The sequence below is a fragment of the Agarivorans albus genome, assembly GCF_019670105.1.
GTDB lineage: Bacteria > Pseudomonadota > Gammaproteobacteria > Enterobacterales > Celerinatantimonadaceae > Agarivorans > Agarivorans albus.
The window spans coordinates 2,095,420-2,111,653 of sequence record NZ_AP023032.1 but is presented as its reverse complement, the minus strand read 5'-3'; the positions used below and the strand labels follow the sequence as shown (position 1 = coordinate 2,111,653).

Genomic DNA, 16,234 nt, shown 5'->3' with positions numbered 1-16,234 from the left:
ATTTCGCTTAATCAAAGCAATTTTGTTAAGTAGTTGAGCGTCTTAGGAAATTATTCGATGATAATTTGGTGAGGCTAAGCCCACTTTTAGATGGCGGATTTGATTTTATTTGTAAAAAAACTCGTTATACTACAATTTCGTTTTACATAACTTAACGAACTAACTCAGTCATAACGGAGTGAAAAAATGAATCAGCCGAGCACGATAAACTATAGCGCTGCATCGAAACTGGAAACAAATAAGGTATTGCGTAACACCTACGCCTTACTTTCGATGACCTTGTTTACCAGTGCCATTGCAGCATTCTTTGCAGTAGTCGCCGGAATTGGTAGCCTGGCATCTATTGGTATGATGGTTGCCGCCATGGTAATCGTATTCTTCGTTCTACCGAAAAGTATCAACTCTTCTATGGGTTTGGTTTGGACTTTTGTATTCACTTCATTAATGGGCGCCTCTTTAGGCCCGTTGCTTAGTGCTTACCTCCAATTCCCACAAGGTCCTGCTATTGTAATGCAAGCCCTTGGCATGACAGGCTTAATTTTCTTTGGTTTGTCTGGTTACGTGCTAACCACTAAGAAAGACTTCTCTTTTATGAGTGGTTTCTTAATGGCAGGCCTAATCGTTGTTGTAGTTAGCATGTTGCTTAACTTGTTTTTGCAAATCCCAATGCTTAGCCTAGCCATTAGTGGTGCAGCAGTACTGTTGTTTTCTGGCTTCATTCTTTATGATACCAGCAACATTCTAAACGGTAATGAAACCAACTACATACGTGCAACAATTTCAATGTACTTAAATGTATTCAACATTTTTGTTCACTTGCTAAGTATTTTAGGTTTCCTAAACGACGACTAAGCTATTCAGCTAAAGGACTATTACGCCCTGTTCTTACAGGGCGTTTTTATTTATGGTACTTAATTTTAAACTAGATGCTTCCAAACTTAATTGGACCATAGCCTGTAAAGCCGCTGGTTTGGCTATGTTTATTCTCAGCCTAGGTTTGGTATTTAATTTAGATTTCGCTTTAACAGCAACACTTGGCGTGGTTGCAGCAGGACTAGCAGACAGCCCAGACTTTTATCAACATCGCCTGCAAAGCACCTTGTTGATGATGGCGAGCTTTTCCCTAGCCAGCATCTCAGTTACTTTACTGTTTCCCCTTCCCTGGCTATTTGCCATTGGCTTATTTTGTTCTAGCTATCTATTTATGCGCATGCCAGTGCTTGGGCAAAAATACGGTGCAATTTCCCTGTGTTCGTTAATCATCGCTATATATACGATGCTTGGTTACAACACCTACGAAAACCCTTGGTTACAACCCTTTTGGTTAGTGATAGGCGCATTGAGTTACGCCCTTCTCTCATTGCTTATTAATGCGCTATATCCAACCCGCTGGTTAGACAGACAGCTGGACCAAATATTTAAACAGATTAGTCTTTATCAATTAACTAAGACCCGTTTGTTTCAACGCGAAGCAAACATCACCGATATACAAGTAAAGCTAACGGCTCAAAGCGCCGACATTGCAGAGCAATTGGGTGTTATTCGCCATGGATTATATGTTTACCAGCAGCGTAACAAACAGCATGTGGGTTCCAGCCAAATGGACCGCTTTTTTAAAGCACAGCTGCTGCATGAACGCTTAAGCTCCTCACACTTAGACTACCAACGTTTACAACGAGTATTGCCAAGAACCTTACTAGCCGACACGAGAACAGTGTTAGTTAAAATCGCACGGGTTATTGGTGCAAAGCACCTCGATGCAAGCGCAGAGAAAGAATTAATATCCGCTGTCGATGATTTAGAAACGGCACGGGCAAATCTAAAAAATGTTCCTCCCCGCTTTGCCTATATGCTGAAAAATTTGCATAAGGTGATTGCCCTATGTTTTAACGAACAGCATTTCCCCGAGCCAGAACAAAGCTTCTCACCATTTACTCGAATATCGGTAAAACAATACCTGTCTCAGGCTGCTGATATCAGCCTAAGTATTAATCGCCATGCCTTGCGAATGGCCACGCTAATGCTACTTGCCTATGGATTAATCCAATTGTCTGGCGATGAACATGCCTACTGGCTAATGCTTAGTTGTTTACTAGTGGTAAAACCTAATTATCACGATACTAAAAAACGCGTAGATAAAAGAGTATACGGCACCATAGTTGGTGTCGGCTTTGCAGCAGCCTTGAGCTACTTACGTCTACCCGACATAGCACTAACATCATTAATCCCCGGTTTAGTGCTGTTATTCTTTTTGTTCTTTCACCTTAATTACGCCATTTCGGTTGCCATGATTACGGTGTTTGTTGCCATCTCTCTCGATCTTCAAGGCTACCCCGCTAACGAAGCATTGATAGTGCGTACCTTAGTAACAGTAATTGGTGCCTTAATGGCAATGGCGGCACTTCGTTACCTGTGGCCCGATTGGCAACATAAACAAAGCAGAAAAATAATTAGCCAATTGTTTGCCAACACTGCCAATTATCAAACTGCTATTTTTAACCAGTACTTTAATGGCGATGTTGAAGAAACCACTGATTTTCGATTAAGTCGCTACCACGCATATCAAAGCGAAGCTGAGCTAGTTCGACATTGGCAATACATGCTAGCAGAACCTAGCCACAAGCAGCGTTTATCGCCAGACTTATATCAGCTAGTTGGCTTAAGCCATCACTTGTTATCGCATTTATCTGCATTATCAACACACCGCACTCAACTACAGTCCAATCAGGCGGCCGAGCGTTTGGCCTGTTTAGGCGAATTGATTCAAAGCGAATTACAATTGATGCATGATTACTTGTTACTAAAGGGGCCACATCGACCCATAGTGCAAGCAAACAACGATGCATTTACCCGAGCAATTAACCAACTTCTTCCCCAGTTAGTCGGCAACGAACTGTTGATTGCTTATCAACTTCAATTAATCGGCAAAGACTTAAAGAAAATTCGTCAACTACTGGTAAATGGTAAGTGGTAAACTAGCCACAAGATAAAGAAGGCACAAAGTACACAATGATTGAATTTAACGGTCAGCAATTTGAAACCGATAAAAATGGTTATTTAATCGACTTAAACAGCTGGTCGGAAGACCTAGCAGCGCATATAGCCCAGCTAGAAGAAATTGAAATGAGCGAAGCCCATTGGGAAGTGGTGAGGTTTGTTCGCAACTTCTACTTAGAGTTTAATACTTCCCCGGCCATGCGAGCCTTAGTTAAAGCGATGGCCAAAAAGTTTGGTCCAGAAAAAGGTAATAGCCGTTACTTGTATAAGCTATTTCCGCAAGGCCCAGCAAAACAAGCCACTAAAGTTGCCGGGCTGCCTAAACCAGTAAAATGCATTTAGCATTTGATTTACCTATAAAAAAAAGCGCCTAAAGGCGCTTTTTCTTTTAAACATTACTTAAACCGCAATGGTTTCTAAACCGCCCATATAAGGCTGCAAAACTTCTGGAACCTTGATGCTGCCATCGGCGTTTTGGTAGTTCTCTAAAATTGCCACCAAAGTACGGCCTACTGCCAAGCCAGAGCCATTTAATGAATGCAGTAACTCAGGCTTCTTAGCACCAGTAGCACGAAAACGTGCTTGCATGCGACGAGCCTGGAAATCTTCACAGTTAGATACTGAAGAGATTTCGCGGTAAGCCTTCTGAGCCGGAACCCACACTTCCAAATCGTAGGTTTTTGTTGCACCAAAGCCCATGTCACCTGTACACAGCGTTACAACGCGGTAAGGAAGTTTAAGCTTTTGAAGGATATTTTCGGCATGTTGGCGCATCTCTTCTAATGCTTCGTAAGACTTCTCTGGGTGAACCAGTTGCACCATTTCAACTTTGTCAAACTGGTGTTGGCGGATCAAACCACGCGTATCACGGCCGTATGAGCCTGCTTCACTGCGAAAACACGGCGTATGAGCAGTCATTCGAATCGGCAATTCAGCCTCTTCAACAATGCTGTCGCGTAACATGTTAGTGAGCGGTACTTCTGCAGTTGGGATTAAGCTCATGCCAATGCCTTCTTCGGTCGCTGGCTGAGTATGGAACAAATCCTTGCCAAATTTAGGCATTTGACCGGTGCCATATAAAGAGTCTGAGTTAACCAAGTAAGGAACGTACATTTCTTGGTAACCATGCTCCTCAGTATGCGTATCTAACATAAACTGAGCGATTGCACGGTGTAACTTAGCAATCTTGCCTTTCATTACAATGAAGCGTGAACCACTAATTTTAACTGCATTAGCAAAATCTAGCCCTTGTAAATCGCTACCTACATCAACGTGATCTTTAACCTCAAAATCAAAGCTTGGAAGTTCGCCCCAAGTATGTAATTCAACGTTTTCTTCTTCATCTTTACCAATAGGTGCGCTCGCATGAGGAAGATTAGGTAAAGTTAAAGCGTAATCTTTAATTTCTTCTAACAGCTCACTTAGTTCGGCTTTAGCAGCGTCGAGCTTTTCGCCAAGCTGGCCTACTTCTGCCAAAAGTGGCGCTATATCTTCACCACGACCTTTAGCTTGTCCGATAGATTTGGAACGGGTATTACGCTCATTTTGTAGTTCTTGGGTACGAACTTGCAGCTCTTTACGACGACTCTCTAGCTCTGTCAATCGTGCTACATCTAGTTCAAATCCACGAGTCTTTAAGCGCTCTGCGGTGGTTTCTATTTCGCCGCGCAACAAATTAGCGTCTAACATTCAATAACCTACTTCCAATTCTTGTCGTTAATTAAAGGCAAAGCTCCAATTTAGCCTACGGTAGTGAAGGCAAAATAAGCTTTGCTAATTATTTGGTTTCCAAAACTCGCTTATTATAAAGCAACTACTTACAGACACAATCGGGCTATAGGCTGGATTGAGTAATAAACTGAAAATAGTGTTGTTTATTGTTGGCTATTGCGCTTGTTGGTCTAAATTACGCAGGTATTCAAGCTTTTCAGCAATCTGCTTTTCTAAACCACGAGGCTCTGGATGGTAGAACTGATGGCCTAATAAAGGGTCTGGAAGATATTGTTGACCAGCAGAATATGCATTAGGTTCATCGTGAGAATAGCGGTACTCTGCGCCATAACCTAGTTCCGCCATTAGCTTGGTTGGCGCATTTCTCAAATGCACAGGCACCTCGGCATCGCCGAACTCTTTTGCTGCAAGCCTAGCCGCTTTAAAAGCGGTATACACCGCGTTACTTTTAGGCGCACAGGCCAAATAAACCACAGCTTGAGCTATCGCCCGCTCCCCTTCGGCTGCGCCTACTCGGGTAAAGCAGTCCCAGGCGCTTACAGCAATTTGCATCGCGCGGGGGTCGGCATTACCCACATCTTCAGAGGCAATAGCTAAACATCGTCGCGCAACCGATAGAGGATCACCACTAGCTTCTAAAATTCGACAGTACCAAAACAATGCAGCATCCGGCGATGAACCACGGATAGATTTATGTAGGGCTGATAACAAATCGTAAAACTTATCGCCGCCTTTATCTATATGACTATAGCGCTCTCCGGCAACTTGCTTGAGAAGATCAAAACTTAGCTGTTTCTGCAGACCTTCGCCCTCAGCCAATTCACTCATCATCTCTAACAAGTTTAAGGCGCGGCGTGCATCCCCACTCACTAATGTGGAAAGCGCTTCTAGTACACCTTCTTCAAAATTTAGTGTGTGTTGCTTTAGCAACTCATCTTCGTTAATTGCCCTACTCAATAGTTGTTGAATAGCCTCACTGTCTAAAGCGCGTAATACATAAGTTTTGGCCCGTGATAATAAGGCGTTATTGAGTTCAAAAGACGGATTTTCGGTAGTTGCGCCAATAAAGATAACAGTGCCATTCTCGACATACGGTAAAAACGCATCTTGTTGGCTTTTGTTAAAGCGGTGAACTTCATCAACAAACAAAATGGTGCGCCGACTAACCTGTTTGTTTTGCAGAGCGCGATCAATAGCGGCGCGCACTTCTTTTATCCCCCCGGTTACGGCTGAGATCTTTTCTACTTCCGCATCGGCATACAATGCGGCTAATTCTGCAATGGTGGTTTTTCCTGTACCAGGAGGCCCCCAAAGAATCATCGAGTGCAACTGCCCAGAAGAAATGGCTTTATGCAGAGGTTTATCTGCAGCCAAAATATGTTGCTGGCCGACATAATGCTCTAGTTTGCTGGGCCGCATTCTCGCAGCAAGAGGCCTAAAGTCGGCCTCAAAATTCAGCTCTAAGCTCATTAGCGTTGATCATCAATCATAGTGTTTTTAGGGATCTCAAACTTAAACAGTTTTTCACTAAAGCTTGGGTTGGCTTTAAAACCTTGAAGATCAAACTGACTACGCTGTCCGGTACTTTCAATAATATCAAAGCGAGAAATACTATTATCAGCATTTAGCTTTACCCAAAAAGCAGCTTGTAGTGGGTCATCTTTAGACTTAACTAAAAACCCTTGTTGCTGTTTTTCTACCTGATAATTTTGCCAGCTTTCGCTGCGGTCATCTGCCAACAAGATGAATGGTGATTGATTGATGGCTTCACTCGCATCCATAATCGTTACTTGCTCAACAAACGGGCTGTAATACCAAATGGTTGAGCCATCAGACACAATCATATCTTGCTCAGGCATCACTTGTTGCCAGTTTAACTTAGCGGGGCGAGCTAAACTTAGTTTGCCTTCGGCTTCATGAATGCTTACGCCATCAGCATCTATCACGGTTTGTTTAAACTGCGCTTGAAACCCTTTTAAATCGGCAAGATGCGTTCTTAACTCGTTAGCGGCGTCATTGGCAAATGCTTGAGCAGATAACAAAGCCGCAAAACTTATACTTAATAATTTTTTCATCTTTTCTCTTAATCAATTCTCACTGGAGGCGGCGCGATAACTTCCCGGTTACCGTTATGACCTGGTGCACTAACAATGCCCTGAGCTTCCATTTGCTCAACGATTCGAGCGGCGCGGTTATAACCAATTTTAAACTTACGCTGTACGCCAGATACCGAGCCACGGCGTGTTTCTGTAACGTGCATAACAGCTTGATCAAACAAAGCATCTAACTCTTCATCAGACTCTGCTACTTCACCTGGCAACATAGCATCGGGACCAGCCTCACCATTTAATATTTCATCAATGTAATCTGGCTCGCCACGTTCTTTCCAAGCCGATACCACAGCATGTACTTCGTGATCGTCCACAAATGCGCCGTGAACACGGGTTGGCACTCCAGTGCCTGCCGGCAAATAAAGCATATCTCCCATACCTAGCAAGGTTTCAGCGCCTTGCTGGTCTAAAATGGTACGTGAATCAATACGGCTAGAAACTTGAAAGGCCATACGAGTCGGAATATTCGCTTTAATTAGACCGGTAATAACATCTACCGATGGTCGCTGAGTAGCTAACACCAAATGAATACCTGCCGCACGGGCTTTTTGTGCAATACGTGCAATTAACTCTTCAACTTTTTTACCCACAATCATCATCATGTCGGCAAACTCGTCAATGATGACCACAATATGAGGTAGTTTTTCTAAGGTTGGCGCAGTTTCAGCCATACTGTCTTCAGGCTTCCACAATGGATCAACAATTGGGTTGCCGGACTCAATAGCATCTACCACTTTTTGGTTGAAACCTTTAAGGTTTCGCACTCCCATTGCAGACATTAACTTGTAGCGTCTTTCCATTTCGCCAACACACCAACGTAAAGCATTCGCCGCTTCTTTCATGTCGGTAACAACTTCAGACAACAAATGAGGAATACCCTCGTAAACTGAAAGCTCCAACATTTTAGGGTCGATCATAATCATCCGAACATCTTCTGGTGTTGATTTATACAGAAGACTCACAATCATTACGTTTACGCCCACCGACTTACCAGAACCAGTAGTACCTGCAACTAACAAGTGAGGCATTTTTGCCAAATCTGCGACCACCGGTTGACCGGCGATATCTTTGCCTAGCACCATAGCTAAAGGCGACTTTGACTGATGGAAGGTACTGCTATCAATAACTTCGCTAAGATAAACAATCTCACGATAACGGTTAGGTAATTCTAATCCAATCACCGACTTACCAGGTATCACTTCCACTACCCGCACACTAATAGCAGACAGCGCGCGTGCTAAATCTTTAGACAAGTTAGTAATTTTGCTAACTTTAACCCCTGGCGCTAAATCGAGCTCAAAACGGGTAATTACTGGGCCAGGATGAACGGCAACTACTGATGCTTGAATATTAAAATCAAGCAGCTTTGCTTCAACCAAACGAGAAACTTGCTCTAATTCTTCTGGTGAAATTGGGTTAGCTTTTTTGTCGGGTCTATCCAACAAATTCATATCAGGTAAACGGCTTAACCTTGGTTGAGCAGGTTTTACCGGCACTGCGGGTTTAGCTGCAGGCGGTTTAGCCACAGCGACAGTTTCACCGTCAAAAGGGATATCAGGCATGGGCTCAGGAGCGGTATCATCGATAATCACACTTGGTGGATCAATCGCTTCATCTTCGTAAGCAAATTCAATATCTTCTTTTGCCTGTGACAACTCTGCTTCAAAGTCACTGTCCATGGAGAAACTAGGCTCAACAGCAACAGAGGTTTCTGGCTCTGAGTAAACAGTTTGCTCGAGCGTTGGCTCTTGATATGTATTTTGCTCTTCAACAAAATCCTGTTGAAGTTCTTCATTACCTGCTGATAAGTCACTTTGAGCAGGTTCTTGTGATGAAGACTCAGTAGCAAAATCCCTCATAAGAACATCTTGCTCTAACTCGCGCTGTTTTTTATTACGTAAACGTTCAGGAAAACTCACTATTGCACGGTAAGTTGAGTTAAGGCCCCCACCAAGTTGCTCTACAAACTGAACCCAAGATTGACCGGTAAACAAGGTAATACCACCGGCAAAAACGGCTAATAAAATAATGCTAGTGCCAAGCAAGCCAAACACTGGAATCATTAGCTGAGTGAAGATATCTCCCACTAAGCCTCCTGAAGAAAAGAAATGAAAATCATCAATATGAATGCTCGCTAGCGTGGTTAAGCTAACGAAGGTGAATACAAAGCCAATTAGCCTGAGACCTAAGGTGAAGAAGTTTACTTGGGCTATAGGACAAGGGCGCCAAAACAAGGCCCAAGCCAACAAACCACAAATAAACGGCATGCTATAAGCCATAAAACCAAAACTAAACAACAGTAAGTCGGCAAACCAAGCACCAGAACTTCCCGCAGCATTAGCAATACTTTGCTGACCAGCAGTTTGCGACCAACTAGGATCGCTCGGATTAAAACTTAATAAGGCTACCATTAGGTAAACACCTAAAGCGCCCATTGCGATGGCACACACTTCCGCAATTCGAGCAAAGCCAGACAATTTGCTGTCTGTAGTATCTGTCACAAGCGTTCCCTTGAACTAAAAATATCCAATAATTATTCTGTTTGTCTAAAAACAAAACAAGCGGCTATAGCCGCTTGTTTAACTTTATCAAAAATGAATTGGAGGGGGAAACGACTCCGTTAGTTTTTGATAACTAGTCGATTACTCTGCTTCACTTCTTCCATCACTACGTAAGTACGGGTGTCGTTAACACCAGGTAGGCGCAACAAGGTTTCACCTAACAACTTACGGTAAGCAGACATATCTGCTACGCGGGTCTTTAATAGATAATCAAAATCACCTGACACTAAGTGACATTCTTGAATTTCTTCAAGCTGTTGCACAGCATGATTAAATTGTTCGAATACGTCAGGAGCACCGCGATTCAACGTGATTTCAACAAAAACCAGTAGCGAAGCGTCTAAGTATTGAGGGTTTAGAATAGCAGTGTAACCAGTAATGTAACCTTGGCGCTCTAAACGTCTAACCCTTTCTAGACAAGGTGTAGGGCTAAGGCCTACACGTTTTGAAAGTTCCACATTCGATATGCGGCCATCTTTTTGCAACTCATTAAGTATGTTGCGATCAATACGATCCAGTTCCTTCATTGGTCGACCTTTTGCTTCCATTAATGGTGATACGATTGTTGTCCCTAAGCACACCTAGTTGTGCTGACTTTTTATGCATTAATACTTGAGGTAATTGCATAAATTATGTGAATATCCTTTCACACATAAATAAGTCATTCCAAGCGAGATGCAGAGCTAAAACCCAAGCCAATAGACTTTTTTAAACTTTTGTCTTATCCCTGAGCATTATTTATTCCACAAAATGCACGGACTATCAAGTAAAAAGCCGAATTAAAGGCTAGATAAATACGCATATCCATATAAAGTTTTATTATTTGGTAGGAATAACGAAGCCTATTATGCTGTGTCCAACAAACTTCTACTTTGTATAAAGCGCACTTTTTTCGCTTTATTACGCTTGATTTCGGATTTTGTACCCTCATATATCAAGCAAGAACTTTAAGGAATTGTAGCAATCATGAGCAATGCAAAACACCACAAACTAATTATCCTAGGCTCTGGCCCAGCAGGTTACACTGCAGCTGTATATGCGGCACGCGCCAACTTAAACCCAGTGCTTATTACTGGCATTCAGCAAGGCGGTCAGCTGACCACAACCACTGAAGTTGAAAACTGGCCAGGTGATGCAGAAGGTTTAACAGGCCCTGCCCTAATGGAGCGTATGCAAGCTCACGCTGAGAAATTTGAAACCGAGATTGTATTTGACCATATCAACGAAGTTGACTTCAAAGAGAAGCCATACAAGCTTAAAGGCGATAGTGGCGAATACACTTGTGATGCGTTGATTATTGCCACTGGTGCATCAGCCAAATACTTAGGCCTACCTTCAGAAGAAGCGTTTAAAGGTAAAGGAGTTTCTGCTTGTGCTACTTGTGATGGTTTCTTCTACCGTAACCAAAAAGTAGCAGTTGTTGGCGGTGGTAACACGGCTGTTGAAGAAGCCTTGTACTTATCAAACATTGCATCTGAAGTGCACTTAATTCACCGTCGTGAAGAGTTCCGCAGTGAAAAAATCCTCACTAAACGTTTAATGGATAAAGTAGCTAACGGCAACATCGTATTGCACTTAAACCAAACACTGGATGAAGTGTTAGGCGATGAAATGGGTGTAACCGGTGTACGTACTCAGAACGTACAAGATGGCACAAGCCAAGATATCGAAGTTATGGGTGCCTTTATTGCTATTGGTCACCAACCAAACACCGGTATATTTGAAGGCCAATTAGAGATGAAAGATGGTTATCTAACTATCCAGTCTGGTACCGAAGGCAATGCAACTCAAACCAGCATCCCAGGCATTTACGCTGCAGGCGATGTGGCCGACCACATCTACCGTCAAGCCATTACCTCTGCTGGAGCAGGTTGTATGGCGGCCTTAGATGCTGAGCGATACTTAGACAGCCTAAACGACTAAGTAATAGATGAGCCGGTTGTAAAACCGGCTTTTTTATATCAATAATCGTTTTAATATTGATATACTTAGTAGAGACATTGTAAAAGCTATAAGTGCCTGTGCAACCAGTATTCCTAGAGCTAAATCGCCCCTTCCCGTCTCCAAATAATGCCTTAGACGATCCTAATGGTTTGTTAGCCATTGGCGCAGATCTTAGTCCACGAAGATTAATCGCAGCCTACGATAACGGTATTTTTCCTTGGTTTAGTGATGACCAACCCGTTTTATGGTGGAGCCCAAATCCTCGAATAGGCCTAGACCTATCCTTGCATACCGTAAATAAAAGCATGCAAAAATTCATGCGTAAAACCTCGTTACAAGTTAGCGTGAATCGTGACTTTTCACAGGTTATTAAACGTTGTGCAGCCTTACGCACTGATGAAACATGGATAAACTCAGACATGATTAAGGCCTATATTGCCTTACATCAACTGGGTCGAGCTCATTCAGTAGAGGTTTGGAAAAATGATGAGTTAGTGGGTGGATTATACGGCGTTCTCGTTGGAAAGGTATTTTGTGGTGAGTCAATGTTTCATACCGAAACTAACGCATCTAAACTGGCTTTTCACAGTTTTTGTCACCACTTTAAACAACATGGCGGCGTATACATCGATGGGCAAGTTGAGAATCCCCACCTGATAAGTTTAGGTATGCAAGCCATCGAAAGAGAAAACTTTTTAGATTTACTTTGTAAGCACAAAGATGACCAGGTAAATATAAACTGTTGGCACCAACAGGAAATTTTTTAATGCAACTGCCAGTAGGTTTGAGCCAAGTAAACAATTGCCCTTACTTAGATGAACAACAAGAGCAGTTGTGTTTTTTATTGTGTGATGATGAACAAAAATCAGCCTACTACTCACAATTGTTGGAGCTCGGTTTTCGACGCAGCGGCAATGAGATATACCGCCCAGCTTGCAGCGCCTGCAGTCAATGCCAATCATTAAGAGTTAAGGTGGCAGACTTTAGCCCTAGCAAATCTCAAAAACGAATTCTAAACAAAGCTAAGCAACTTACACTTCGTTGGCACCACCAACTCGATCAAGATGATTATCAACTTTATGCCCGCTATATCGAAGCTAGGCATAAAGATGGCAGCATATACCCTCCAAATGAAAAAGCCTTTTTCGAATTTTTACAATGCGATTGGTCGAGCACTCAATACCTAAAATTATTTCAAGATGAACAATTAGTCGCGGTGTGTGTTACTGATGTTTTCTCAAAGGCATTAAGTGCTGTTTATACATTCTTCGATCCAAACTTAGATAAACTCTCGTTAGGAAATCTAGCGGTTTTAATGCAAATTCACCAAGCTAAACAGCAAGGCAAAGACTGGTTATATTTAGGTTACCAGGTGGATGTGTGCAGAAAAATGAACTACAAACGGAACTATTTGCCACATCAACGATTTATTAACAGTAAATGGCAATAGATTTAGAGGATAAACTTTACACAAGGCAGTAAATCTGGCATCCTCCCTGCGTTTTTATAAGTGCGTGTCAAACAGAGGACTCAATGGCGAAAGAAGACAATATTGAAATGCAAGGCACAGTGTTAGACACCTTGCCTAACACAATGTTCCGTGTAGAACTAGAAAACGGACATGTTGTTACTGCCCACATTTCTGGAAAAATGCGTAAAAACTACATCCGCATTTTGACCGGAGATAAAGTTACGGTTCAATTAACACCGTACGACTTGTCAAAAGGGCGCATTGTTTTCCGCGCGCGCTAATCCGCAATTGTTGTATACAACAATTAAAAAGCCAGCTAATAGCTGGCTTTTTTGGTTGTAGTTGCAGTACTAATTAAACTTCAGCAACTTCATCTTCATATTGAAAATCTAGCTTGCCGTCTTTGATACCAACATCTACGTGTCCACCATCATTCAAGCGCCCAAACAATATTTCGTTCGCTAATGGTTTACGAAGTTGTTCTCGAATAACTCGAGACATTGGTCTTGCACCCATAGCTTTGTCGTAACCTTGTTCAGACAACCACAAGCGTGCTTCAGCATTTACTTCCATTGATACGCCGTTAGCGTCGAGCTGAGCTTGCAGTTCAACAATAAATTTATCCACGACTTGCTCGATAATGGTTTCATCTAAGTGATTGAACCAAATAATGTTATCTAAGCGGTTTCTAAATTCAGGAGCGAAGATGCGATTAATTTCATCCATGGCATCAAAACTCATGTCCTGCTCTTTAAAGCCAATAGCAGAGCGTTGAGTCTCTTTAACCCCGGCGTTACTAGTCATAACCAAAATTACGTTACGGAAGTCAGCATGGCGGCCATTGTTATCGGTTAGCGTACCGTGATCCATTACTTGTAATAACAAGTTAAATACATCTTCGTGCGCTTTTTCAATTTCATCCAGCAACACCACACAATGCGGGTGCTTTAACACGGCATCAGTAAGTAAGCCGCCTTGGTCGTAACCCACGTAGCCAGGAGGCGCACCAATCAAGCGAGAAACAGCATGGCGTTCCATGTACTCAGACATATCAAAACGAATTAACTCTACGCCTAAGGCCTTGGCAAGTTGCTGAGTCACCTCTGTTTTACCTACACCAGTAGGGCCGGCAAACAAGAATGAACCCACAGGTTTTTGCTCTGCCCCTAAACCGGAACGATTTAAGCGAATGGCATCAACTAACACGTCGATGGCTGGGTCTTGACCAAACACCACCATCTTCAAGGTTTCATTTAAGCTACGCAGTGTTTCTCTATCAGAAGAAGATACCTTTGCTTCAGGAATACGAGCAATCTTGGCAACAATGGCTTCAATATCCCCTGCCCCAATGGTTTTCTTGCGGCGGCTAACTGGCAACATCCGCATGCTTGCACCGGCTTCATCAATCACGTCAATCGCCTTATCTGGCAAATGACGTTCGTTAATGTACTTAGCGGCAAGTTCAGCAGCACTGCGCATGGCTTGTTTGGTGTAACGTACATCGTGGTGAGCTTCGTAACGGCTTTTTAAGCCCAACAAAATCTTAGTGGTATCTTCAATTGTTGGCTCTACGACATCAACTTTTTGGAAGCGACGTGCAAGTGCGCGGTCTTTCTCAAAAATTTGATTGTACTCTTGGTAAGTAGTTGAACCGACACAACGCAATAAACCATTGCTTAACAAAGGTTTAATTAAGTTTGCTGCGTCTAATTGACCACCCGATGCTGCACCCGCACCAATGATGGTATGAATTTCATCGATAAACAAAATGGCGTTTTCGGCATTTTCAAGCTGCTTTAATAATGCTTTGAAACGTTTTTCAAAATCGCCACGGTATTTCGTCCCAGCAAGCAAAGATCCAATATCTAAGGAGTAGATAGTGGCGTCTTTAATCACATCTGGCACATCTTCGTGAACAATCCGATAAGCTAAACCTTCGGCAATAGCGGTTTTACCTACTCCGGCTTCCCCCACCAATAGCGGGTTATTTTTACGGCGACGACACAATACTTGAATGGTGCGAGATAATTCTTTATCGCGGCCAATAAGTGGATCGATTTTGCCTTTAAGCACTAAGTGATTAAGGTTGCTGGCAAAGCTTTCTAGCTGCTTAGTTTCTTCAGACTGAGCTTCGGTATCGGCAGGGCTTTGTTCAGCGCTAGGTTCTTCATCTTTACGAATGCCATGAGAGATAAAGTTAACCACGTCTAAACGGCTAATATCGGCCTTCTTAAGGAAATAAACGGCTTGGCTCTCTTGTTCGCTAAATATGGCAACCAAAACATTGGCACCACTTACTTCACTATTACCGGAAGATTGAACATGAAAAACGGCCCGTTGGAGAACCCGCTGAAAACCTAGGGTTGGTTGCGTCTCGCGCTCTCCATCGTCCTCAGGAATTACTGGGGTAGTTTGTTCAATGAAACTGCTTAACTCTTGGTTAAGTTGGTTGAGGTTAGCCCCGCAAGCGACTAGGGCTTCCTTGGCGGCAGAGTTTTCTAATAAACCCAACAACAAGTGCTCTACCGTCATGAATTCGTGTTGTTGCTGTCTTGCTTCTTTAAACGCCTGGTTTAAAGTTTGTTCCAACTCTTTATTTAGCATGCATAGGCCCCCTAAAGACAATCAATACTACTTAGCTATGCTTTCTCCATAGTGCACATCAAGGGATGGTCATTTTGTTTGGCATAACTATTTACTTGTGCAGCTTTGGTTTCAGCTACTTCGGCCGTGAAAACCCCACAAACTCCTTTACCTTTGTAATGAATGGTAAGCATTATTTGGGTTGCTTTGTCCAAATCCATATTAAAATACAACTGCAACACCTCAATAACGAACTCCATAGGAGTATAGTCGTCATTATTTAAAACCACCTTATACATTGGTGGGGGTGCCGTCTCACTTTTTGCTTGTTTGGTTATTTCTTCTACATCTAACCAATCAGATAATTTGCTCATAAAAACTATAGTAGTAAAAACGCGTCTCTGTTCTCAACATAACCGCTTTGAGTTAACAAGGCTAGTAGAAAAGTACTCTGAAAACTTGACTGTAGTAAATATTTTACTAAATTGTTAAACAGCTGACTCAAAGTTGCGTCAAAAGTGACCAGCTCGGTCAGTTTGGTAGATAAATTTAATAGGGATATGTCGTATGCCAAGCGGAACAGTTAAGTGGTTTAACAACGCAAAAGGATTTGGTTTTATTTGCCCGGATACAGGTGGAGAAGATATCTTCGCTCACTATTCGACGATTCAAATGGAAGGGTATCGCACTCTTAAAGCTGGCCAGCCAGTACAATTTGAAACTCAGCAAGGCCCCAAAGGTAGCCACGCAGTAAGCATTGTTTTCGACGACAGTCAAAACTAGCGCTCGCTGCAGCAGCTAAACAAAAAACCAGTCTTAACGACTGGTTTTTTATT

The 16,234-nt window shown here is 42.6% G+C and carries 15 protein-coding genes; 8 read left to right on the top strand and 7 right to left on the bottom strand.

The annotated features are described in order from the left end of the window. Positions 1-186 precede the first annotated feature (186 nt). The 3 genes from K5620_RS09715 to K5620_RS09705 are packed head-to-tail and all read left to right on the top strand — an operon-like array spanning position 187 to position 3,339. A complete protein-coding gene (locus tag K5620_RS09715) occupies positions 187-852 on the top strand; it encodes a Bax inhibitor-1/YccA family protein (protein ID WP_016401019.1) in 666 nt (221 codons plus the stop codon). Positions 853-904: 52 nt separating this feature from the next. Next, positions 905-2,974 carry an FUSC family membrane protein gene (locus K5620_RS09710; RefSeq protein WP_016401020.1) on the top strand — a complete coding sequence of 690 codons (2,070 nt, stop codon included), beginning with the start codon at positions 905-907 and terminating at the stop codon, positions 2,972-2,974. Positions 2,975-3,009: 35 nt separating this feature from the next. After that, entirely contained in the window at positions 3,010-3,339 is a 330-nt protein-coding gene (locus K5620_RS09705; RefSeq protein ID WP_016401021.1) for a TusE/DsrC/DsvC family sulfur relay protein, read from the top strand. Positions 3,340-3,396: 57 nt separating this feature from the next. Here the strand turns inward: K5620_RS09705 and serS are convergent, their stop codons facing one another. The 5 genes from serS to lrp form a co-directional block, all read right to left on the bottom strand. Beyond that, a complete protein-coding gene (gene serS / locus K5620_RS09700) occupies positions 3,397-4,686 on the bottom strand; it encodes a serine--tRNA ligase (RefSeq protein WP_016401022.1) in 1,290 nt (429 codons plus the stop codon). A gap of 195 nt (positions 4,687-4,881) precedes the next feature. After that, positions 4,882-6,198, bottom strand: coding sequence for a replication-associated recombination protein A (locus tag K5620_RS09695; protein ID WP_040306995.1), 1,317 nt, complete (start codon positions 6,196-6,198; stop codon positions 4,882-4,884). Next, positions 6,198-6,803, bottom strand: a complete 606-nt coding sequence (gene lolA, locus K5620_RS09690) for an outer membrane lipoprotein periplasmic chaperone LolA (protein WP_016401024.1) — start codon at positions 6,801-6,803, stop codon at positions 6,198-6,200. The genes K5620_RS09695 and lolA overlap by 1 nt, the downstream gene beginning before the upstream one ends. A gap of 8 nt (positions 6,804-6,811) precedes the next feature. Then, complete coding sequence (locus K5620_RS09685) at positions 6,812-9,340, bottom strand: DNA translocase FtsK (RefSeq protein ID WP_016401025.1); 2,529 nt, start codon at positions 9,338-9,340, stop codon at positions 6,812-6,814. Between the two features lie 119 nt (positions 9,341-9,459). After that, on the bottom strand, positions 9,460-9,948 hold the full coding sequence (lrp, locus tag K5620_RS09680; protein WP_040306996.1) for a leucine-responsive transcriptional regulator Lrp: 489 nt from the start codon (positions 9,946-9,948) through the stop codon (positions 9,460-9,462). Between the two features lie 418 nt (positions 9,949-10,366). Here lrp and trxB point away from each other — a divergent pair, with 418 nt between their 5' ends. The 4 genes from trxB to infA all read left to right on the top strand — a co-directional run bounded on the left by trxB (position 10,367) and on the right by infA (position 13,096). Continuing rightward, positions 10,367-11,323: a thioredoxin-disulfide reductase gene (trxB, locus tag K5620_RS09675; RefSeq protein ID WP_016401027.1), complete on the top strand. Its 957-nt coding sequence runs from the start codon at positions 10,367-10,369 to the stop codon at positions 11,321-11,323. Between the two features lie 98 nt (positions 11,324-11,421). Next, on the top strand, positions 11,422-12,111 hold the full coding sequence (gene aat, locus K5620_RS09670) for a leucyl/phenylalanyl-tRNA--protein transferase (protein WP_016401028.1): 690 nt from the start codon (positions 11,422-11,424) through the stop codon (positions 12,109-12,111). Beyond that, positions 12,111-12,794 (top strand): arginyltransferase, encoded by a 684-nt coding sequence (locus K5620_RS09665; protein ID WP_016401029.1) that lies wholly within the window; start codon positions 12,111-12,113, stop codon positions 12,792-12,794. Before aat ends, K5620_RS09665 begins: the two co-directional genes overlap by 1 nt. An 83-nt stretch (positions 12,795-12,877) precedes the next feature. Then, the gene (gene infA, locus K5620_RS09660; protein ID WP_016401030.1) at positions 12,878-13,096 is read left to right on the top strand and encodes a translation initiation factor IF-1; all 219 of its coding nucleotides are present in this window, start codon (positions 12,878-12,880) and stop codon (positions 13,094-13,096) included. A gap of 73 nt (positions 13,097-13,169) precedes the next feature. Here the strand turns inward: infA and clpA are convergent, their stop codons facing one another. Together clpA and clpS are read right to left on the bottom strand one after the other, a co-directional pair. Beyond that, on the bottom strand, positions 13,170-15,419 hold the full coding sequence (clpA, locus tag K5620_RS09655; protein WP_016401031.1) for an ATP-dependent Clp protease ATP-binding subunit ClpA: 2,250 nt from the start codon (positions 15,417-15,419) through the stop codon (positions 13,170-13,172). Between the two features lie 35 nt (positions 15,420-15,454). Beyond that, entirely contained in the window at positions 15,455-15,772 is a 318-nt protein-coding gene (gene clpS, locus K5620_RS09650) for an ATP-dependent Clp protease adapter ClpS (RefSeq protein ID WP_016401032.1), read from the bottom strand. Between the two features lie 193 nt (positions 15,773-15,965). Here clpS and cspD point away from each other — a divergent pair, with 193 nt between their 5' ends. Further along, positions 15,966-16,181: a cold shock domain-containing protein CspD gene (gene cspD / locus K5620_RS09645; protein WP_016401033.1), complete on the top strand. Its 216-nt coding sequence runs from the start codon at positions 15,966-15,968 to the stop codon at positions 16,179-16,181. Positions 16,182-16,234 lie beyond the last annotated feature (53 nt).